Below are 20,294 nucleotides of genomic sequence, written 5' to 3'. Positions count from 1 at the left end.
CGACCGAGCGGAACATCTCCTTGAAGTCCAGCATCTTGCGCTCGCGCAGCGACTGCACGAAGCGGTACATGAACTGCTCGGCCGACAGATACAGAACGGTCAGCTCGGGCGACCGCTCGCGCAGCTCCCACGCGATGGCGTGCATCAGGTGCGTTTTGCCGAGGCCGACGCCACCATACAGGAACAGCGGATTGAACGTGACCTGCCCCCCCTCGGCCACGCGCTTGGCGGCGGCGTGGGCCAGCTCGTTGGGCTTGCCGACGATGAACCGGTCGAAGGTGAACCGCGCGTCCAGCGGCGCGCCGGGCAGGTCCTTGCGCGCGGCGACGGGCTGGGGCGCCTCGACTGTCGCGGGTTTGGGCGCCGGCGCCTTGCGCATAGAGGCGGCCGAGATGGCGATCCGGCGGATGCCCGGGTTCACCCGCGCGACCTTGGACAGCAGCAGGTCGCCGTAATTCTGCGTGACGTAGGTGCAGAAGAACGAGGTCGGAGCGCTCAGCCGAAGCACGCCGTCCGTGTCGGCGCTTTCGAAGGTCAGCGGCTCAAGCCACGTGGCATAGCTGTTCTGCCCGACCGTCTTGCAAAGATCGCCCTGCAACGCGCCCCATTGTTCTTTTGTCATCCCGTCCATTCCGTTCTTTCGGTCATCGCAGCGCCACTGGCCCTGGCGGTCTGATTCTTGCGCAGGAGGAACGGCGTGCCTGTCCCGTTTCCGATGACCGGAAACGGGCTGGACCAATATCGTTACCGTACGGTTCCCGACGGATCGGGACCGTTGAGGTCCGAATTGTGCTTGGACACGGTCGGGTACACTTCAGGTCCCATGACGCCGGTGGCTGACGCTTCGAAGACCTGTCCCGGCTCTGCCTGCCGGGCGTGATTGACCTGTCCCCCCTGCGATGTGACTCGCAGGGGCAAATTACCAAGCTTGCTTCGCGGGCGGCAACTACACTTCAAACTTGACTCAGGAATTGCGACAAAAGAATCTCAGGAGCTGTCATAAAAAGGTGACCAAAAGACTAAGGGCGCCACATAATGTGACGCCCCGTAAACGATTAACAAGATGATGGGGTCTTAGCCCAGCGCTTTCACCCGCGAGGAGAGGCGCGACATTTTCCGCGACGCGGTGTTCTTGTGCATCACGCCCTTGGTGACGCCACGCATCAGCTCGGGCTGGGCAGCCTCGAGAGCGGCCTTCGCGGCGCTCTGGTCGCCGGCGGCGATTGCCTCTTCGACCTTGCGCAGGAAGGTGCGGATGCGCGAGCGGCGCGCGCGGTTGACGGCATAGCGCTTCTCGTTCTGGCGGGCGCGCTTCTTTGCCTGGGGTGTGTTGGCCATGGTGTTCGTCCTGTTCGTCCAAATGTGTGACGCGCACGATCCCGTGGCCCTCCGATCCCACGGAGTCGATTCTAGCCAGAGCGGGCTGCACGCGCATGTCTGGAGGCGCCTATAGACGGATTCCCGCCGATTGCAAACCCCATCGTGGCGATGTCGCGGAACCCGGGCGCCCGGTCGCGGTTGGCGTCATACCCTCGAGTACAGGGAAGGGAGGATTGCCATGCTGTCACCGGTCAAGGTTTCCGAGTATGCCCACGCGCTCTACCGCTCGCTCGGCCCGAGGGCCGAGGCCGAGGCGGCCCGCCGCGCGCGCAACTCCGAACAAAGCGGACAGGAGCAGGACGCCGCCGAATGGCGCCGCATTCAGCAGTCGATCACGCAGATGCGCGGACCGCGTGAAACCTGAGATCTAGCGGTCGCGGAACTGCGCGGTGCGCTTTTCCATGAACGCCGCCATGCCTTCGCTCTGGTCGTCCGTGGCGAACATCGAGTGGAACAGGCGGCGTTCGAACAGCAGGCCCTCGGACAGGGTCGTCTCGTAGGAGCGGTTCACCGCCTCCTTGACCGCCATGCTGGCCAGCAGTGACTTCTCGGCGATCTTGGCGGCCGCGCTCTGCGCCTCTTCCAGCAGTTTCTTGGCCGGCACGACGCGGCTGACGAGGCCAGCGCGTTCGGCTTCCTCGGCATCCATGAATCGCCCGGTCAGGTGCATGTCCATCGACTTCGACTTGCCCACGAAGCGCGTCAGGCGCTGCGTGCCGCCGATGCCGGCGACCACGCCCAGGTTGATCTCGGGCTGGCCGAACTTGGCGGTGTCGGCGGCGATGATGAAATCGCACATCAGCGCCAGCTCGCACCCGCCGCCCAGCGCGTAGCCGGCGACGGCCGCGATGATCGGTTTGCGCACGCGGGCGATCGCGGCGGCCTCGTTGCCGAAGTAGTCCTGCAGGAACATCTCGACGAAGGTCTTCTGCGACATCTCCTTGATGTCGGCCCCCGCGGCGAAGGCCTTGGCCGAGCCGGTCAGCACGATGCAACGGACCTTGTCGTTGCGGTCGGCCTCGGTCAGCGCGGTCGACAGCTCGCCCAGCAATTGGGAATTCAGAGCGTTGAGCGCATCGGGCCGGTTCAGCCTGATGGTCGCGACATGATCTTCGACGTCGACGACGATCGTCTCGTAGGCCATGACTTCGTCCCTCCGGTTCCGTCAGGCGCCCAGCCTTAACACCTTGGCAAGCCGGTTCAAGCTATCTTTGACATCGCGGGCAGTAGAAGCTGGACCGCCCCGATTGCACCATGCGGCGGATCGTCTGGCCGCACTCCGGCGTGCGGCACGGCTCGCCCTCGCGGCCGTAGACGTCGAACCGGTGCTGGAAATACCCAAGCGCGCCATCGGCCTGCCGGTAGTCGCGCAGGCTCGACCCGCCGGCCTCGATCGCCTCGGAAAGCACGTCGCGGATGATCGGCGCCAGCGCCTCGAGCCGTGCCGCGGCGATTCGACGGGCCTTGCGCGCCGGGTGGATGCGCGCCCGGTAAAGCGCCTCGCACACGTAGATGTTGCCCAGCCCCGCGACCACCTTCTGGTCCAGCAGCGCCGCCTTGATCGGCGTGTTGCGCCCCTTCAGCACCTGCGCGAGGTACGCGCCGGAAAAGGCGTTGCCGAAGGGCTCGGGACCCAGATGCGCCAGCAGCGGATGGTTGTCGGCGGCGTCCGTCGGCATCAGGTCCATCGCCCCGAAGCGGCGCGGATCGTTGAACGTGACGCGCCCGCCGCCCTCCATGTCCAGTACCACGTGGTCGTGCTTTTCGGGCGCGGGATGCGCGTGCACGAACTGCGCCGTGCCTTCCCGCGTCGACCCGCCCCCCGAGATCAGCATCCGCCCCGACATGCCGAGGTGCACCAGCAGCGTCTCGCCGGTGTCGAGATCGCCCAGGATGTATTTCGACCGCCGCCGCAGCCGCTGGACCCGGGCGCCGGTCAGCCGCTCGGCCATCCGGTCGGGAAACGGCCAGCGCAGGTCGGGCCTGTTAACCTGCGCGTGCGCGATCCGCCGCCCCTCCATCACCGGAGCGAGCCCGCGCATGACGGTTTCGACCTCGGGCAGTTCGGGCATGGGCGGTGCTCCTTCGCGGGTTCGGCCGCGTTTGTCGGCAGGGCCTGCGGCGAATGCAAGCACGGGGATTTCCCTGTTTGTCCTTCGCACCACATCCCAGTAAACACGCGGGACAGGTCACGAGAGGGCGCCAAAGCCATGACAGAGCAGGACGATCGGCGCACGCATTTCGGCTTTTCCGAGGTGCCCGAGGCCGAAAAGGCGGGTCGCGTGCGCGGGGTCTTCACCTCGGTCGCGTCGAAATACGACGTGATGAACGACGCCATGTCCATCGGCATCCACCGGCTGTGGAAGGACGCCATGATGGACTGGCTGGCGCCGCGTCCTGGCCAGTACCTGCTCGACGTGGCCGGCGGCACCGGCGACATCGCCTTCCGCTTCCTCGACCGCGCGGGAGCCGGCGCGCGCGCCTGCGTGCTGGACCTGACCGAATCCATGCTGGTCGCCGGCCGCCAGCGCGCCGAGGCGACCGAGCGCGCGGACGCGCTCGACTGGGTGGTGGGCGACGCGATGGCCCTGCCCTTCCCCGACAACAGTTTCGACGTCTACACGGTGTCGTTCGGCATCCGGAACGTCACCCGACCCGAGGTCGCGCTGGCCGAGGCCTTCCGTGTCCTGCGTCCCGGAGGCCGGCTGATGGTGCTCGAGTTCAGCCAGATCCCGAACGACCTGATGCAGAAGATCTACGACCTCTATTCCTTCAACATCATCCCGCGCATGGGCCAGGCGATCGCGGGCGACCGCGACAGCTACCAGTACCTCGTCGAGTCGATCCGCCGCTTCCCCGACCAGGAGACGTTCCTGGGCATGGTCCGCGACGCCGGGTTCGAGCAGGCGAAGTATCGCAACCTGTCGATGGGAATCGCCTGTCTGCATTCCGGTTGGAAGCTCTGAATGCGCGGACCGCACAACATCTGGCGGCTGGTCCGCACCGGCGCCACGCTGGAGCGCACCGGCGCGATGGGCGCGATCCTCGACGCCGTCGACGCGCCCGCTCCGCTGCGCGCCGGCGCGCGTGTGCTGGGCTGGCCGTTCAAGTGGCTCGGCGACGAGGGCGATCCGTCGCAGCCGCCGGTGGTGCGCGCGCTGACCGCGCTCGGGCCCGCCTACATCAAGTTCGGGCAGATCCTGTCGACGCGGCCCGACGTCGTGGGCGACGACATGGCGCGCGAGCTGCGCATCCTGCAGGACAAGCTGCCGCCCTTCCCGCTGTCGGTCGCCCGCGCGCAGATCGAGGTCGAGCTGGGCCAGCGCGTCGACGACATCTATGCCGAGCTGAGCGAGCCGGTCGCCGCCGCCTCGATCGCGCAGGTCCACAAGGCGCTCCTGCGTGACAGCCTCGAGCCCGTCGCGGTAAAGGTCCTGCGCCCGGGCATCGAGCGTGCGTTCCGCAAGGACATCGATGCCTTCTATCTCGCCGCCGGCATCATCGAGCTGCTGTCGCCCTCGTCCCGCCGCCTGCGTCCGCACGACGTGGTCGAGCATTTCGAACAGACCGTGCTGGGCGAGCTGGACCTTCGGCTCGAATCCGCGGCCGCCAGCGAATACGCCGCCAATACCGCCGACGATGCGGGCTTCCAGTTGCCGCAGGTGAAGTGGAACCTGTCCGGGCGCCGCGTGATGACCCTCGGCTGGGCCGAGGGCATTCCGCTGGGTGACAACGACGCGCTGGACGCCGCCGGGCACGACCGCGTCGCGCTGTCCGAACGCGTGCTGCAGCTGTTCCTGAACCACGCGCTGCGCGACGGCTTCTTCCACGGCGATATGCACCAGGGCAACCTCAAGGTCGCGCCGAACGGCGACATCGTCGCGCTCGATTTCGGGATCATGGGGCATATCGACGAATACACCCGCCGCGTCTACGCCGAGATCCTCTTCGGCTTCATCCGCCGCGACTACAAGCGCGTGGCCGAGGTGCATTTCGAGGCCGGCTATGTGCCCGCCGACCGTGACGTGGACGAATTCGCCCGCGCCCTGCGCGCCGTGGGCGAGCCGATCTTCGGCATGGACGCGACGCGGATCTCGATGGGCAAGCTGCTGGCCTACCTCTTCGAGGTCACCGAGCGATTCGGCATGGAGACGCGGACCGAGCTGATCCTGCTGCAGCGCACGATGGTCGTGGTCGAGGGCGTCGCCCGGTCACTCAACCCGAAGATGAACATCTGGACGGTCGCCCGGCCGGTGGTCGAGGACTACATCCGCCAGTCGATCGGCCCGCGCGCGGCGGCCAAGGACCTTGCGAAGACGGCGCGCGTTCTGGCGCGGTTCGGCCCGCGCATGCCCGGTCTCGTCGAGGCGGCGCTGATCCGCCAGGCGAAGTCTGAACCGCACCGGCATCACAGCGACTGGCGGACAAAGGCGCTCTGGCTGGTTCTCGGCCTGCTGATCGGCGGATTTGCGGTGTTCCTCGGAGTGGCCGGCGCGGCGGAAGGCATCTGACCCCGGCTTGATAGCGCCGCAATGCTGCAAGGGTCACTGGTCCGCCACGCAACACTTGCGATCCGCGCGCGGAGGAAACCCCAGCGCAACGAAAAAGGGCGGCCGCATGGGGCCGCCCTTTTGAAAGAACGTTCAGCGCGCTCAGTCGGTGTCGCCCGACGATTTCACGTCGTTCGACGCAGCGGCGATGACCGCGGCCAGCGCCAGACCACCGACGACCAGTGCGGCGCCCGAGCCGCCTGCCAGCGCGGGGATCGAGGACGCGGCTGCGAACGCGCCTTCGTCATCTTCATCATCCGCGACGACGACGGGCACGACGGGCTCGTCCATGCCGCCGGCCATCGCCGGGGCAGCCATCGAAGTGGCGAGTGCTGCTGCGGCAGCAAGGGCCAAAATCTTATCCATAATCATTCTCCAGTCTCTGCGGCGTTGGCGTTGGACGCAGTGCGCCCTTCCGGGTTACAGTACACAAGCCGACCCTCGGGATCAAAGCTCATTTCACGTTGCGGCATGCTCATACCATATTTGCCGCCTCAAAAATGCAACATGCCGCGTCCCTTGGCGTCACATCGCATGATTTATGCGCATCGGCCAGGCTCAACCGCCGGCTGACCGCAGGCCTTCCACCATGGTCGAGACAAGCTCGGTCCCGTCGGACAGGCGGACCAGGACGTTGCCGCGATCGCTGCGCACCTCTTCGATTCGGCTGAAGACCTGCGACAGCTGAGAGTCGATCACGACGCCATCGACGCTGCTTTCCACCTCGAACCTGTAGTTGCCACGTGGCAGGGCAACGCCGTTTTGGTCCAGTCCGTTCCATGTCAGCGAGGTCTGGCCGGGCTCTAGCGCGATCCGCTCGACGATCGCACCGTTCGCGTTGCGCACCACGACCGACGCGCTGTCCGCATCCGGGTGCGCCTGCGGGCGCACGGTGATGGGCGTCGTTCCGTCGAAATTGACCGGCGCACGCACCAGCGCCTCCATGCCGATCCACGCGCCGACCTGCTGAAGCGAACCGATGCCCAGCTGGGTGCCGATCGCGCCCAGCAGGTCGTTGGTCAGCACCTGCTGCTCGACCGACGAGAACGTGGCCAGTTGGGTGGCGTAATCGTTCGAGTCGACCGGGTTCATCGGATCCTGGTTCTGGACCTGCACGGTCAGCATCTTCAGGAACGTCTCGAAATCCGAGCTGAGCGCGCTTGCCCCCGCACTCGTCGGGCCCTTGAGCGCCGTCGCGGTCGCGCCCGGCTGAACCTGTGAAACCTGATTCATCATCGTCCCCTAGATCTTCATGTCCAGCCCGCCATCGGCGCGCATGTTGGCATTCGTTTCCGGCTCGGCCTCGGCCGTGACGGTCGTCACGGTCACGCCGGGCACGGCCCGGCCGGCGGCGCCCTCTCCGTTCGCATTGCCGCCGCTCGCATCACCGTCCCGCCCTTCGGCGAAGGTGAAGCCCGACGCGTCGTGGCCGCTTTCGGCAAGGTCACGCGCCAGCTGGTCGACATGGCGTCGCAGCAGATCGAGAGTTTCCGACCGCTCGGCCTGGATGTGCACGATCATCCCGGATTCGCCCGGGACCATCTGCAGGCGCACGTGTCCCAACTCCTCGGGGCTCAGCCTGATCTCGATCGTTCCATTGCCCGCACGGGGCATCGCGTCGCTGATCTGGCGCACGACCGCCGCGGCATCGGTCCGCGACGGTGCCGCGAAGACCGTCGGCTGCGCACCGCCCGTGCGCAGTTCCGTCGTCCCGCCGAGCGAGCCGAACTCCGGCGCGTCACCCTCATCGCCGGCATCCAGGATCGACGGGTGCGTGATGCCCGCCGCGGTCACGGCTTGCGGCGCCACGGCCGACGCGAAGGCGCCCACCGGCTGGGTGATCGTTTGCGCCGCGCCGGCAATCGTCCGCGCGGCAGCGGTGGTGGCATCCGGCGCTTTCACGTCCGGCTCGGCCGCGGTTTCGGCGAGCTTGATCAGCGATTCGACCTTCTTCGAAATCGCGGTGCGGTCCGCGCCTGCGGCGGTCAGGGTCGGCTGCGGAACCGCTCCGCCCGCGCCCCGTCCCTCGGCGCGCGCGGCGTCCGCGCCCGTAATGAGCTGAGCCAGCTTCTCGGCCTGCAGCGACGCGCGGTGCGACGCGAACTCGGCCGAGGTGGCGACGGCCGTCTCGCCCGCCTGCGCGTTGATGACCTCCGCCTGCATGGTCGGCGTTGCGGCTGTGCCCGAGGGCATGGCGGCTGCCGACGTCGCGGCCGCACCAGTCGGCATCGTGTCGTTCATTGCGCGGGCAATGGGCGCGACCCGCGCGCCGATGCCGGCGGCTTCGACGCCGCGCGCGGCGTTCCGCGCGCTCAGCGCCTCCGCCACCGCCCGTGGAACTGCGGCGTCACTATCGCGGCCGACGGCCGGGCCATCCGGCGCAGCCCGCGAATGGCGCGCCAACCCGATTTCGCTTGCCACGTCATCCGCGCCGCTCTCCGCGGGCGCCGAGGATGCGACGCCAAGCGCCTGATCGGCGGCCTCGCCCTCGGGAGCGTCGATCACGCCCGCGATACTCAGGTTCGCGTCCTCCGGATCCGTCGCCGCTGCGGCAGAATCGACAACGAGGGCGAGATCTTCGCCGGCTTCGGCACCCGCAGCGACATCAGGATCCCCTTCGGTCTCGAGCGCCACATCGGCGTCGTCGACGACATCGGCCTCGTCCGTCTGCGCCACATCCACGGCGCCGGGACCGGGCGCGCCGTCCTTTTCTTGGCTGCTCATACGAGCGGCCGCGACGAACGCGCCGAAATCCTGCTCGGGCCTGGCACCGCTTTGTCGCGAGGGAACATGCCCAGCATCGGTCAGGCCGAGGAAATTACCAATTTTTGCCAACATGGAATGCTCCGGAATTCTTCCGCTGAAACACTCATGCCAGAGTTTCGTTACCGGTTCTTTACCGCGATCGCGTCATATTCGCGGAAGTGAATCGAATTGGAGGCGCACTTCGTGCAAATCACACCGTCCCCGTCCGCCCCTCCCGCGCAACAAAGGGAGCAGGCCCTGCGCGACGTCGCGCAGAAACTCGAAGCGACCTTCCTGTCCGAGATGCTGAAATCCGCCGGATTGGGCAAGACTCCCGAAGGATTCGGCGGCGGCAGCGGCGAAGACCAGTTCGCCTCGTTCCTGCGGGACGAACATGCCAAGGCGATCGCCGCCCGGGGCGGCATCGGGCTGGCGGAAACCCTGTTCAACGCATTGAAAGGAAAGGCCGATGACTGACTCTCTAGAAAGACTTCAATCGATCGTCGAGGCAGAGCGCGAAGCGCTGCTGTCGGGCGATTTCGAACGCCTGTCGCAACTTCTGCCCGATAAAGAGGAGGCACTTTCCGAACTCGCCGAGGCTGACAACCCGCCCGCCGCGCTGCGCAGCCTGCGCGCCAGCGTCGAGCGGAACCAGGCGCTGTTCGACCGCACCCTCGCCGGGATCCGAAGCGTCGTCGCCCGTATCGCCGAGCTGGGCGAAGTGCGCAAATCGATCGGAACGTACGATTCGGCGGGAAAGCGACGGACGATCGAAATGCCCGCCCATGCGAATCTCGAAAAGCGCGCATGACGAAACGCGAAAGGGGGCGAAAACGGAATACCGCTTTCGCCCCCTTTTCAATTGCGATCGGCTATCGCCGTGACGATTGCAGCAGCGTGAGCGCGATCTGGCCCGAGTTGCTCGTCTGGAATTGTCCGATCTGCTCCTGCAGAAGATAGGTCTGCACGACCTTCTTCATCACGTCCGGCTCGAGCATTTCCGAGATCTTGTCGGTGCCGAAGCGGGCGCGGGCCTTTTCCTGGAAAACATCCTTCTGCACGTCGATGTCCAGCTGCCCGAAGCTGGACGGCAGGTTCAGCGCCTTCTCGAGCACGGTCCGCATCGGCGGCGTACCCATCAGCCGGAACCACTGGGCGTTCTCGCTCGAGCCGGATTCGTGGATTTCGGTCAGGCCCCGCTTGAAGTTGAGCGCCAGACGCAGCGACTGGTCGCTTTCGCCCACCGCGACCTCGAAGGATTGCTGGCGGAACTTCGCGACGATGTCCTGGGCGAAGCCGACCGAGGACGTCTTGGGCCCGAACGGATTGTCGAAGCCAAAAGCCTTCGAGAAGGCCTTGTACCGCTCGTCGGCCAGCCGGTTGGCCAAGGCGGTCCGCTCGGTCGTCCCATCCTCCAGGATGCGGCGGATGAAGAACTTGCTGTCGATGTCGTCCTGCAGGCCGAAGGCGCCCAGCGCGACGCGCAGCAGGCGCCGGTCCGACACCAGGTCCTCGGCAGTCTTGATCGACCCAATGTTCTGGGCGAAGTAGTCGGTGTCCCGTTTCAGCAGCGGGCTGGCGTTGAACACCTCCTTCTGCCGATCCTGCGTGGATTGCAGGAATTGCCAGCCGACCAGGCCGCTTCCGACGACGATCGGCTGGAAACTCATTTGCGGGCCACGGCCAGAAGCCGGTCCTCTCGGGGGATGAGAGCGCGCAGCGCCTTGAGGCACTTGTAATACTGTTCGGTCAGCAGCGCCTCGGTGGCCTGGGCGAGAAGGGTGCGGCTGTCGATGTCGACCATCGCGCGGCTCAGCTCCTCGATCTGGCGCAGCAGGGTCGGCCGCGTCGCCTCGGGATCGGCGTCGCCGGTCAGGATCAGCTGCGCCGAATAGCAGATGCGGCGCACGGGCGTCTGCGCCTCGTCGGGATGGATGGCGTCGCGCAGGCGCAGTATGTTGACGTTCGGCGTCACGATGGACAGCCGGCTGCGCTTGTCGCCGTTCTCGATGACGGCGCCGTTGACCAGCACGCGTTCGCGCGGTCCGAGCTTGAGGACGAGGCCGGTCATGGGTTCTTTCCCTTCGCGCTGAGGCCTTTGAGGATCGCGGCGTTGATTTCCAGAAGCGGACCGACCTTGGCCTCGCGCGCCAGCACCTTGACGGTGTGGGCATTCACGAACTGGGCCAGCGCGAAGATCTGGGCGCGCAGCTCTTGCGGAAGGCCGTTTTCGGGGTGGGCGACGTCCACGGCGAACGTGTCCCAGAGGTTGCGATTTTCGACAAGCGCTTCGGCGAGCTTCGGAAAGGCCGTGGGGCCCTTTTCCTTTGCGGCGGCGCGAAGCCGGTGAGAGATGCGGGCAAGGACGCGGTATTCGGTGTCGCGGGCCGTCCGGGTCGATGACGCGGCCTGGACGTAGGCATTCTGGGCAAGAGCATGTGCGTTCACGGCAGAACCTTCTGATTCATGTGTTCGGAAACCCGAAACGGGGTGCCGGGGGCCCAAGGGCCCCCGGCGTCAGACGATTAGCGGAACAGCGACAGAAGCTGCTGCGGCGCCTGGTTGGCGATCGACAGGGCCTGGACGCCCAGCTGCTGCTGGACCTGAAGGGCCTGGAGGCGAGCCGACTGCTCTTCCATGTCGGCATCGACCAGCGTGCCGATACCCGACTTCATCGCGTCCATCAGGCCGCCGACGAACTCCTGCTGCGTGGTGATGCGCTTTTCGGCCGAACCGAACGCCGCGGCGGCGTCGATGCCGGTCTGCAGCAGGCTCTCGATGGCCATCAGGGCAGCCTTGGCACCACCCTCGGTGCTGACGTCGATGTCCTTCAGCAGGTCCAGGCCACCACCCGCGGTGCCGCCCGACGTGGACACGAAGTCCGCGGTTGCGAATGCCGCAGCACCCACGACGCCCGAGTTGTTCACGATGTTGAAGTCCGCGGTGCCGTCGCCGTTGTCGGCGAAGGTGGCCTCGTACTGGTCGGAATACCCGGCTTTCGACAGCGCCATGTTCACGCGCAGGGCGAGGTTTTCGGCCACGTCGACGGTCGAGTCACCGGCCTTGGCGACGTAGGTGATTGCGCTTGCGATGTCAGCGCCGACGCCCGTGGCCGACAGCTTGTCGAAGAACGTTGCCGCGACCGAGTAGGTGTCGCCGGTGATCACGCGGTTGCCGCCGCGGGCCGGAGAGGTCGTGTCGCCCGAGATCACGAAGGTTTCGGTCGAACCGACGGCCGCGGCGATCGTGCCGGTGCTGGCGGTGGTCGCGGTCGCGTTCAGCGTGGTCGCCGAGTTGGCCACCGTGCCGGCGGTCTGCGCCGTGGTCGACAGCGACTGCTGCTTGACGCCGATCGACGCGGACGTGACGCCCGTCGCGGTGCGGTCGAGCGACGAGAGAACCTCGACGGTGCCGCCGGCGGCGTTCTCGAGCTGCTGCGCGATGGTGTTGGTCGCGCCGGTGTTCTCGGGCTTGGCATCCAGCATGTTCAGGCCGTTGAACTGCGCGGCCCCGGTCACGGACGCGATCTGGTCGGTCAGTGCCTTGATGTCGGTCTGGATCTTGGAGCGGTCGACGTTGCTTTCCTGGGCAGCGACGATCTTTTCCTTCATCTGCTTCAGCAGGTCGGTGGTCGTCTCGGCAGCCTGACGGGCCACCTGGGTCGTCGCCTGGCCGAGGCCCAGGTTCGCGCTGATGGCCTTGAAGCCCGCGACGTCGGATTCCATCACCTTCGAGATGGCCCAGACGGCAGCGTTGTCCTTCGAGCTGGCAACGTCCTTGCCGGTGGCGATCGAGTTCTGGGTCTGCGACAGGTTGTTGTTGATCGACTTCAGGGTCTGCAGGGCGACCATTGCGCCGTTGTTCGTAAGGATGCTAGACATATTTGACCTCTTCGGGAAAACGGTTTTCCGGTTCCCAGTTCGTGTTGAACGGTTCCAAGCAACATTCTGAAGCCTGCGGAGACCTTGCGGTCCGCGCCACCGGCCAGGGCGGCAGGTGCAAGGGCACACTCGCCCAGCGCGTTTAAAACAGTCTTAAGCGCGGCGATCCGGATCGCGGAAGGTGCGCGGAATTTTAGGCAATCCCTTAAGGTTCCGTCAGGCCCGCGCACGCACGGGCGGCCGCGGGGCCGCGCCGGGACTGGCCTTCGCCCGGGCCGCGCCGCATAGTCCGGACCATGCGCCCGCGCCCACCCAGATCGCCCTATCGCACGCCCCTGCTGGCCCTGATGCTGCTGGCCGGGCTCTGCGCCGGCGCGCTGGCGGCCTGGCCGGCGCTGGAACGCCACTTCCTGACCCGTGCCGCGGTGCGCGACGAGGCGACCCTGCGCCTGGTGACCGAGGTGCTGCGCGGCGCGCTCGGCCGGACCGAGGCGCTGCCCGCGCTGATCGCCGAGCGCCCCATCCTGGCGCGCGTGCTGCGCAACCCCGACGCCACCGGCCTCATCCCCTTCGCCAACGAGCAGCTGCGCCTGACCGCGCTGTCGCTGGACGTGTCCGACGTCTACCTGATGGACCGCGAGGGCACGACGCTGGCGGCGTCGAGCTACCGGTCCGAGCGCAGCTTCGTCGGAGAGAACTTCGCCTACCGCCCCTACTTCACCGACGCGATCGGCACCGGCGTGGGGCGCTTTCACGCCCTCGGCACCACCTCGGGCGAGCGGGGCTACTACTTCGCCGCGCCGGTGCTGGACGGGACCGAGATCCTGGGCGCCGTCGCCGTGAAGATCACCCTCGACCGGTTCGAGGACGCCTGGGCGCAGAGCGACAGCACCATCGCGGTCTACGACACCGCCAACGTCATCTTCCTGTCCGACCGCGCCGACTGGCGGTTCCGCAGTATCGGTCCGGTCAGCGAGCTGGCGATCGAGCGAATCGCCGCGACCCGGCAATACCCGCTGACGGCGGTCTCGGCCCTGCCCCTGCGGCGCGAGGCGCTGGCCGGAGGTCTCACGCACGCCACGCTCGAAACGCCCGAGGGGCGCGAGAGCTTCGTGCTGCAGGAGGGGCTGATCGCCGCCGCCGGCTGGCGCATCGCGGTGCTGACGCCCGCGGGTCCCGCGACCGCGCAGGCGGCGGCGACGCTGGGCCTCGGCGGACTGATCGTGGCTTTGGGCGCGCTGGTCGCGGCCTTCTTCGGCCAGCGCCGCGCCCGCCTGCTGGAACGGCTCGAGGCGCAGCGCAGCCAGCACGCGCTGCTGGAAAGCCGCGTGCGCGACCGGACCCGCGATCTCGACGACGCCAACCGCCGCCTGCGCGCCGAGGTCGAGGATCGCCGCGCCGCCGAGGAGCGCCTGCGCCGCACCCAGGCCGAGCTGGTCCAGGCCGGCAAGCTGGCCGCGCTGGGGCAGATGTCGGCCGCGCTCAGCCACGAGTTCAACCAGCCGCTGGGCGCGGTGAAATCCTACGCCGAGAACGCGATGACCTTCCTCGACCGCGGCCGCACCGCCGAGGCGCGCGACAACGTGGGCCGCATCTCGCGCATGGCCGACCGGATGGCGACGATCTCGCAGCACCTACGCAACTTCGCCCGGCGCCCCAAGGACCACGTGGGCCCCGTCCCCCTGCGCGCCGTGGTCGAGGACGCGGTCGAGATCATGCAGGCCCGCCTCAACCGCAGCGGGGTCAGCCTGCGCGGCCCCGACTGGCCCGACGCACCCGTCTGGGCGATGGGCGGGCGCGTGCGGCTGCAGCAGGTGCTGGTCAACCTGCTGGCCAACGCGCTCGACGCGATGGACGACGACCCCGCCCCGGTGATCGAGATGGCGCTGGAAGACCACGGCGACACGCTGGCGCTGCGGGTGCGCGATTTCGGGCCGGGGCTGGGCGACGCCGACCTGCCGCAGATCTTCGATCCGTTCTTCACCACCAAGGACCCGGGCCGCGGGCTGGGGCTGGGGCTGTCGATCTCGTACAACATCGTGCGCGATTTCGGCGGCACGCTGACCGCCGGCAACGCCGAGGGCGGCGGCGCGATCTTCACCGTGACCCTGCGCCGCGCCGCACCGCAAACCCAGGAGACCGCCGCAGAATGAGCGTGCCATGACCGACGAATCCGTCCTGTTCGTCGACGACGAGGAAGACCTGCGCCTCTCGGCCGAGCAGAGCCTGATGCTCGCCGACCTGCCCGTGCGCCTGTTCGCGCGGGCCGAGGACGCGCTGGCCCATGTGGGCCGCGACCGTGCATCGGTGCTGGTCACCGACATCCGCATGCCCGGCATGGACGGGCTGGCGCTGATGGCCCGCGCGCTGGAAATCGACCCCGCGCTGCCGGTGATCCTGGTGACCGGCCACGGCGACATCGAGCTGGCCGTGCGGTCCATGCGCGACGGCGCCTACGACTTCCTCGAGAAACCCTACGATCCCGCGCGGCTGGTCGAATCGGTGCGCCGCGCGCTCGACAAGCGCCGGCTGGTGCTCGAGAACCGCGCGCTGCGCCGGCAGGTCGGCCGCCGCGACGCGATCGAGGCGCGCCTGACCGGCCGCAGCGCGATCATAGTCACCCTTCGCCAGCAACTGCGCGCCGCCGCGCAAACCGACGCCGACGTGCTGATCGTGGGCGAGACCGGCACCGGCAAGGAGGTCGCCGCCCGCGCCATGCACAAGGCCAGCCCGCGCAGCGAAGGCCCCTTCGTGCACGTCAACTGCGCCGCCCTGCCCGCCGACCTCATCGAGTCGGAGCTGTTCGGCCACGAGGCCGGCGCCTTCCCCGGCGCCACCCGCACCCGCTACGGCAAGTTCGAGCATGCCCGCGGCGGCACCGTGTTCCTGGACGAGATCGACAGCCTGCCGATGCCGCTGCAGGCCAAGCTGCTGAACGCGATCCAGAACCGCGTGGTCACGCGGCTGGGCTCGAACGAGACGGTCGACCTCGACATCCGCTTCATCGCCGCCTCGAAAGGAGACCTCGAACGCGCCGCGGCCGAGGGGCGCTTTCGCGCCGACCTGCTCTACCGGCTCAACGTCATCACCCTGCGCATGCCGCCGCTCGCCGCCCGGGCCGAGGACATCCCCAAGCTGTTCCTCGAACTGGTGCACGAGGCCGCCGCGCGCTACCGCCTGCCCGCGCCCGAAGTGCCCGGCGCGGTGCTGTCCTCGGTCGCCGCGCGCGCTTGGCCCGGCAACGTGCGCGAGTTGCGCAATGCCGCCGAACGCTTCGCGCTGGGGCTCGATCTCGACCTCGGCGGCGGCGACCTGCCCGAGGCGGCCGCGCACACGCTGGCCGACCGCGTGGCGGCGCACGAACGCGCCCTGATCGCGGCCGAGCTTGCCGCCCAGGGCGGCAGCATCAAGGCGACGTACGAATCCCTCGGCCTGTCGCGCAAGGCGCTCTACGACAAGATGCAGCGCCACCGGCTGGACCGCAGCCAGTTCACCGACGACGGCTGACCCGCGCGGCGATGGGTGGCATTCCACACATCCGCGGGGCGGCCGTGGGTGGCCTGCCACCCCTTCGCGAAACCGATCCCCGGTTTAGCGCAACCATGCGGTATTCGCGGCTTGCCTTGCGCGGTTTTCGGCCCAAACAGGAACGGGCGTGACACACGCGCCCCGGACCACGGGACAACCCGGGTCCGGACTCCGCCGACGCGGGGGCCCGCGATGCCGCATGGCGCGCATCGCCCGGCCATCCGCGAACGGCGCGACAAAAGGGAGAAGAGAATGACCTTCAAGATCATGACCGCCTTCGCCGCGGGCACCGCAATGGTCGCCGGCGCCGCGCTGGCCGAACAGCACGAGATGGACCGCAGCGACTGGCCCGAGAGCTTCACCGTCGGCACCGCGTCGCAGGGCGGCACGTACTTCGCCTACGGCTCGGGCTGGGCGAACCTGGTCGCCGAAGAGCTCGGCCTGTCCGGCGGCGGCGAAGTCACCGGCGGCCCGATGCAGAACATGGCGCTGGTCCACACCGGCGAGGCCCAGTTCGGCATGACCACGATGGGCCCCGCGTCCGAATCGCTGGCGGGCACCAACCCGATCGCGCCCGGCCTGCAGATGACCAACGCCTGCGCCATCTTCCCGATGTACCAGACGCCGTTCAGCGTGACCGCACTGGCCTCGTCGGGCATCGAATCGGTGTCGGACATTCCCGACGGCGCGCGCATCGGCTTCGGCCCCGCGGGCTCGACCTCGGACACCTACTTCCCGCGCATGATGGAAGAGCTGGGCGTCAACTTCGAGCGTCGCAACGGCGGCTGGGACGACCTGGGCGGCCAGCTTCAGGACGGCCTTCTCGACGTGATCGCGTTCGCGGCCGGCGTGCCGGTCCCGGCGGTCAGCCAGCTCGAGGTGCAGACCGACATCAACATCATCGAGTTCACGGAGGAAGAGCAGCAGCAGATCCTCGAGGCCTTCCCGGTCTCGGAATACCAGATCGACGCCGGCACCTACTCGACGCTCGAGGAAGACGCGCGTTCGGTGGCGATGTGGAACTTCGCGATCGCCAACTGCGACCTGCCCGCCTCCTTCGTGAACGCCGTGGTCGACACCGTGATGTCCGACAACGAGCGCATGGTCGGCATCCACTCGGCCGCGTCCGAGACGCTGCCCGAGAACTGGGACAAGAACCAGGTCATGCAGTGGCACCCGGGCGCCGCCCAGTGGTTCGAAGAGAACGCCGGCGCGGACATCCCCGACGAGATGGTCTACGGCGGCTGATCGCTTCCGGACGATGACATGCGTGCCGCCCGGACCCGCTCCGGGCGGCACGTCTGCAACTGACGACCCGCGCGGCCCGGGAAACGGCCGCCGCAAGAGGCTATGCGGCAGGCGGTGCCGTCTGTAGCCTCGACGCAGACGTCTTTCAGGGGGGACGACCACATGACCGCAGACCGCGACGGGGCCAAGGCCCGGCCCGACGACAGTGAACTGACCGAAGCCGAATCCGTTCTGGTGGTCGAAGGCGTCGACGAAGAGCCGATCGAGAGCTACCGGCGGCTGTTCGAGGGCTGGCGCTTCACGCTGATCGCCTGGTACTCGGCGATCTACGCGTTCTTCCACATCGCGGCGCTCAACGGCCTGTCGATCTCGCGCTTCACCGGGTTCGACCTGCCCTTCCTGCCGCAGCTTCCCATGGAGACGTGGGACTTCCGCACTGTGCACATCGCCGGCGCGCTGGTGCTGGGCTTCCTGCTCTTCGCCGCGCGCGGCTACGACGACCGCCCCTCGCGCGACCGCAGGGTGGTGAGCATCGCGGCCATCGCGCTGCTGATCCCCGCGCTGGTGGCCCTGTCGACGGCGATCTCGTTCATCCTGCAGATCAACTCGGGCGAGCTGGCGCAGATGGGCGGCCTGACCACCTGGTCGGCCTTCCCGGGAACCGAGCTCTACACCACCGAGGTCTGGTGGTACGGCGTGCCCCTGCTGGTCGCCACCCTGGGCGGCATCGTGCTGGGCTATTTCGAGGACCGCCCCCGCGACCGCTTCGCCGCGTCGGACATCCTCATGGGCCTCTGCGCGGTGACCGTCGCGGCCTACATCATCCCGATCTACGGCACCGCGGCGCGCAACTCGGTCGGCACGCCCTTCGTGCCCATCGGCGTGGCCTTCGCCGCGACCGCCGGCTCGGCGCTGATCCTCGAGCTCACGCGCCGCGTGGCCGGCATGGCGCTGGTCGTCATCACCGCCGTCTTCCTGGTCTACACCTTCACCGCGCACATGCTGCCCGGCATCCTCGCGGTGCAGACCCCCTACACGTGGAAGCGCTTCTTCGGCTTCCTCTACACCGACGCGGGCATCCTCGGGCCGACCACCGCCGTCAGCTCGACCTACATCATCCTGTTCATCATCTTCGCGGCCTTCCTGCAGGCCTCGAAGGTGGGCGACTACTTCGTCAACTTCGCCTTCGCCGCGGCCGGCCGGTCGCGCGGAGGCCCGGCCAAGGTGGCGATCTTCGCCTCGGGCCTCATGGGCATGATCAACGGCACCTCGGCGGGCAACGTCGTGGCCACCGGTTCGCTCACCATCCCGCTGATGAAGAAGGTGGGCTACCACAAGAAGACCGCCGGCGCAGTCGAGGCCGCGGCATCCACCGGCGGGCAGATCATGCCGCCGATCATGGGCGCCGGCGCCTTCATCATGGCCGAGATCACCGGCATCCCCTACACCGAGATCGCCATCGCGGCGATCATCCCGGCGGTGCTCTACTTCGTCTGCGTCTACTTCATGGTCGACCTCGAGGCCGCCAAGCTGGGCATGCGCGGCATGCGCGAGGACGAGCTGCCGAAGTTCAAGGCGATGATCAAGCGGGTCTACCTGTTCCTGCCGATCGTCATCCTGATCTACGCGCTATTCATGGGCTACTCGGTCATCCGGGCCGGCACGCTGGCGACGGCGGCGGCGGCGGTGGTCAGCTGGCTGACGCCCTACCGCATGGGCGTCCGGTCCATCGTCAAGGCGTTCGAGCTGGCCGGCATCATGTCGATCCAGATCATCGCGGTCTGCGCCTGCGCGGGCATCATCGTCGGCGTGATCTCCCTCACCGGGGTCGGCGCGCGCTTCTCGTCGCTGCTGCTGGACATCGCGGCCACGTCGCAGTTGCTGGCGCTGTTCTTCGCCATGTGCATCTCGATCCTGCTGGGCATGGGCATGCCGACGACGGCGGCCTACGCGGTCGCCGCCTCGGTCGTGGCCCCGGGCCTCGTGCAGCTGGGCATCCCGCAGCTGACGGCGCATTTCTTCGTGTTCTACTTCGCGGTGCTCTCGGCGATCACGCCACCCGTGGCGCTGGCCAGCTACGCCGCCGCCGGCATCTCGGGCGCCAACGCGATGGAGACCTCGGTCGCCTCGTTCAAGATCGGCATCTCGGCCTTCATCGTGCCGTTCATGTTCTTCTACAACGGCGCCCTGCTGATGGACGGCACCTGGTACGAGATCCTGCGCGCCGGCGTCACGGCGACGGTGGGCGTGTTCCTGCTGTCGGCCGGCATCCAGGGCTGGTTCATCGGCGGCCGCGTCGCGTGGTTTATCCGCGTCGGCCTGATCATCGCCGCGCTGTTCATGATCGAGGGCGGGCTGATCACCGACCTGCTCGGCATCGGCGGGGCGGTGGCGCTGTACTTCGTGCAGAAGCTGCTGAACCCCGCGCCGGATGCGACGCTGCGCACCGGCGGCGCCGACTAGACCCCCGGGCGGGGCGCGGCACCGCGCCCCGCCAGTTCCAGCGCGCCCTCCAGCGCGCTGGCGCGCGGCTCGACCAGAGCGACGGCCAGGTCGGCGGGCAGAAAGCGCGCATAGGCCGTCGCCACCCCGCCGGTCAGGCAGACCGGGTCGCCCACCCCGTGCCCCAGCAGGCGCAGCGTCTTCGAGATATGTGCCGCCCCCCGGGTCAGCACGTCACGGCCCACCGGGTCGCCCTCCATCGCCGCCTCGATCACCAGCGGCGCCAGCGCGGCCAGTTCGCCGGGCGGCATCTCGGCGGCAAAGCGCACGATCCGCCGCGGGCTGCCGTGAAAGCGCAGCAGCAGCGTAGCGGTCAGCTCGCTTTCGTCGGCCAGCCCATCGACCACCGCCAGCGTGGCGGTCAGCGCCTGCCGCGCCATCCAGAACCCCGATGCCTCGTCGCCAAGGCGCGACCCCCAGCCGCCGGCCAGCCGGATCTGCCCGTCGCGCTGCCGGGCAA

21 protein-coding genes are annotated in these 20,294 nt (G+C 68.1%); 9 read left to right on the top strand and 12 right to left on the bottom strand.

Features of this window, described 5'->3' with window-relative positions:
* Both ACFDTC_RS10595 and rpsT read right to left on the bottom strand, forming a co-directional pair.
* Positions 1–622: DnaA ATPase domain-containing protein (locus tag ACFDTC_RS10595; protein WP_375258845.1), on the bottom strand; the 622-nt coding region annotated here is incomplete at its 3' end.
* A gap of 452 nt (positions 623–1,074) precedes the next feature.
* Complete coding sequence (gene rpsT / locus ACFDTC_RS10590; RefSeq protein WP_375258844.1) at positions 1,075–1,338, bottom strand: 30S ribosomal protein S20; 264 nt, start codon at positions 1,336–1,338, stop codon at positions 1,075–1,077.
* Positions 1,339–1,558: 220 nt separating this feature from the next.
* On the opposite strand from rpsT, the gene ACFDTC_RS10585 reads away from it, so the two are divergent.
* Positions 1,559–1,744: a hypothetical protein gene (locus ACFDTC_RS10585; protein WP_375258843.1), complete on the top strand. Its 186-nt coding sequence runs from the start codon at positions 1,559–1,561 to the stop codon at positions 1,742–1,744.
* Between the two features lie 3 nt (positions 1,745–1,747).
* Here ACFDTC_RS10585 and ACFDTC_RS10580 read toward each other — a convergent pair whose 3' ends face one another.
* Complete coding sequence (locus ACFDTC_RS10580; protein ID WP_375258842.1) at positions 1,748–2,524, bottom strand: enoyl-CoA hydratase; 777 nt, start codon at positions 2,522–2,524, stop codon at positions 1,748–1,750.
* A 61-nt stretch (positions 2,525–2,585) separates the two neighbouring features.
* Positions 2,586–3,452, bottom strand: coding sequence for a bifunctional DNA-formamidopyrimidine glycosylase/DNA-(apurinic or apyrimidinic site) lyase (gene mutM / locus ACFDTC_RS10575; protein WP_375258841.1), 867 nt, complete (start codon positions 3,450–3,452; stop codon positions 2,586–2,588).
* Positions 3,453–3,590: 138 nt separating this feature from the next.
* Between mutM and ubiE the strand changes: the two genes are divergently transcribed.
* A complete protein-coding gene (gene ubiE, locus ACFDTC_RS10570; RefSeq protein WP_375258840.1) occupies positions 3,591–4,346 on the top strand; it encodes a bifunctional demethylmenaquinone methyltransferase/2-methoxy-6-polyprenyl-1,4-benzoquinol methylase UbiE in 756 nt (251 codons plus the stop codon).
* Positions 4,347–5,891: a 2-polyprenylphenol 6-hydroxylase gene (ubiB, locus tag ACFDTC_RS10565; RefSeq protein WP_375258839.1), complete on the top strand. Its 1,545-nt coding sequence runs from the start codon at positions 4,347–4,349 to the stop codon at positions 5,889–5,891. It begins immediately after the preceding gene.
* Between the two features lie 141 nt (positions 5,892–6,032).
* On the opposite strand, the gene ACFDTC_RS10560 is transcribed toward ubiB, so the two are convergent.
* The 3 genes from ACFDTC_RS10560 to ACFDTC_RS10550 form a co-directional block, all read right to left on the bottom strand.
* Positions 6,033–6,233: a hypothetical protein gene (locus ACFDTC_RS10560; protein ID WP_375258838.1), complete on the bottom strand. Its 201-nt coding sequence runs from the start codon at positions 6,231–6,233 to the stop codon at positions 6,033–6,035.
* Between the two features lie 255 nt (positions 6,234–6,488).
* A complete protein-coding gene (locus tag ACFDTC_RS10555) occupies positions 6,489–7,163 on the bottom strand; it encodes a flagellar hook capping FlgD N-terminal domain-containing protein (RefSeq protein WP_375258837.1) in 675 nt (224 codons plus the stop codon).
* Between the two features lie 9 nt (positions 7,164–7,172).
* Positions 7,173–8,768: a flagellar hook-length control protein FliK gene (locus tag ACFDTC_RS10550; RefSeq protein ID WP_375258836.1), complete on the bottom strand. Its 1,596-nt coding sequence runs from the start codon at positions 8,766–8,768 to the stop codon at positions 7,173–7,175.
* 111 nt (positions 8,769–8,879) lie between these two features.
* Between ACFDTC_RS10550 and ACFDTC_RS10545 the strand changes: the two genes are divergently transcribed.
* Both ACFDTC_RS10545 and ACFDTC_RS10540 read left to right on the top strand, forming a co-directional pair.
* Positions 8,880–9,152 (top strand): rod-binding protein, encoded by a 273-nt coding sequence (locus ACFDTC_RS10545; protein WP_375258835.1) that lies wholly within the window; start codon positions 8,880–8,882, stop codon positions 9,150–9,152.
* A complete protein-coding gene (locus tag ACFDTC_RS10540) occupies positions 9,145–9,486 on the top strand; it encodes a flagellar biosynthesis protein FlgN (protein WP_375258834.1) in 342 nt (113 codons plus the stop codon). Before ACFDTC_RS10545 ends, ACFDTC_RS10540 begins: the two co-directional genes overlap by 8 nt.
* A 61-nt stretch (positions 9,487–9,547) precedes the next feature.
* Here the strand turns inward: ACFDTC_RS10540 and ACFDTC_RS10535 are convergent, their stop codons facing one another.
* From ACFDTC_RS10535 to ACFDTC_RS10520, 4 genes are all read right to left on the bottom strand, one after another.
* Positions 9,548–10,345, bottom strand: a complete 798-nt coding sequence (locus ACFDTC_RS10535; protein ID WP_375258833.1) for a DUF1217 domain-containing protein — start codon at positions 10,343–10,345, stop codon at positions 9,548–9,550.
* Complete coding sequence (gene flbT, locus ACFDTC_RS10530) at positions 10,342–10,746, bottom strand: flagellar biosynthesis repressor FlbT (RefSeq protein ID WP_375258832.1); 405 nt, start codon at positions 10,744–10,746, stop codon at positions 10,342–10,344. The genes ACFDTC_RS10535 and flbT overlap by 4 nt, the downstream gene beginning before the upstream one ends.
* Positions 10,743–11,123, bottom strand: a complete 381-nt coding sequence (flaF, locus tag ACFDTC_RS10525; protein WP_375258831.1) for a flagellar biosynthesis regulator FlaF — start codon at positions 11,121–11,123, stop codon at positions 10,743–10,745. Before flaF ends, flbT begins: the two co-directional genes overlap by 4 nt.
* 77 nt (positions 11,124–11,200) lie before the next feature.
* Entirely contained in the window at positions 11,201–12,556 is a 1,356-nt protein-coding gene (locus tag ACFDTC_RS10520) for a flagellin (protein WP_375258830.1), read from the bottom strand.
* A gap of 296 nt (positions 12,557–12,852) precedes the next feature.
* Between ACFDTC_RS10520 and ACFDTC_RS10515 the strand changes: the two genes are divergently transcribed.
* From ACFDTC_RS10515 to ACFDTC_RS10500, 4 genes are all read left to right on the top strand, one after another.
* Positions 12,853–14,709, top strand: a complete 1,857-nt coding sequence (locus ACFDTC_RS10515; protein WP_375258829.1) for an ATP-binding protein — start codon at positions 12,853–12,855, stop codon at positions 14,707–14,709.
* A 7-nt stretch (positions 14,710–14,716) separates the two neighbouring features.
* A complete protein-coding gene (locus ACFDTC_RS10510; RefSeq protein WP_375258828.1) occupies positions 14,717–16,063 on the top strand; it encodes a sigma-54-dependent transcriptional regulator in 1,347 nt (448 codons plus the stop codon).
* 273 nt (positions 16,064–16,336) lie between these two features.
* The gene (locus tag ACFDTC_RS10505; RefSeq protein WP_375258827.1) at positions 16,337–17,332 is read left to right on the top strand and encodes a TAXI family TRAP transporter solute-binding subunit; all 996 of its coding nucleotides are present in this window, start codon (positions 16,337–16,339) and stop codon (positions 17,330–17,332) included.
* A 162-nt stretch (positions 17,333–17,494) separates the two neighbouring features.
* Positions 17,495–19,795 carry a TRAP transporter permease gene (locus tag ACFDTC_RS10500; RefSeq protein ID WP_375258826.1) on the top strand — a complete coding sequence of 767 codons (2,301 nt, stop codon included), beginning with the start codon at positions 17,495–17,497 and terminating at the stop codon, positions 19,793–19,795.
* Here ACFDTC_RS10500 and ACFDTC_RS10495 read toward each other — a convergent pair.
* Positions 19,792–20,294: BadF/BadG/BcrA/BcrD ATPase family protein (locus tag ACFDTC_RS10495; protein WP_375258825.1), on the bottom strand; the 503-nt coding region annotated here is incomplete at its 5' end. The genes ACFDTC_RS10500 and ACFDTC_RS10495 overlap by 4 nt on opposite strands.

Origin of the sequence: Citreimonas sp., from assembly GCF_042096055.1 — a bacterium.
In the GTDB taxonomy this organism is placed as follows: Bacteria; Pseudomonadota; Alphaproteobacteria; order Rhodobacterales; family Rhodobacteraceae; genus Citreimonas.
Note: the sequence above shows the minus strand (reverse complement) of the source record. Positions and strands in the feature narration are given on the sequence as shown.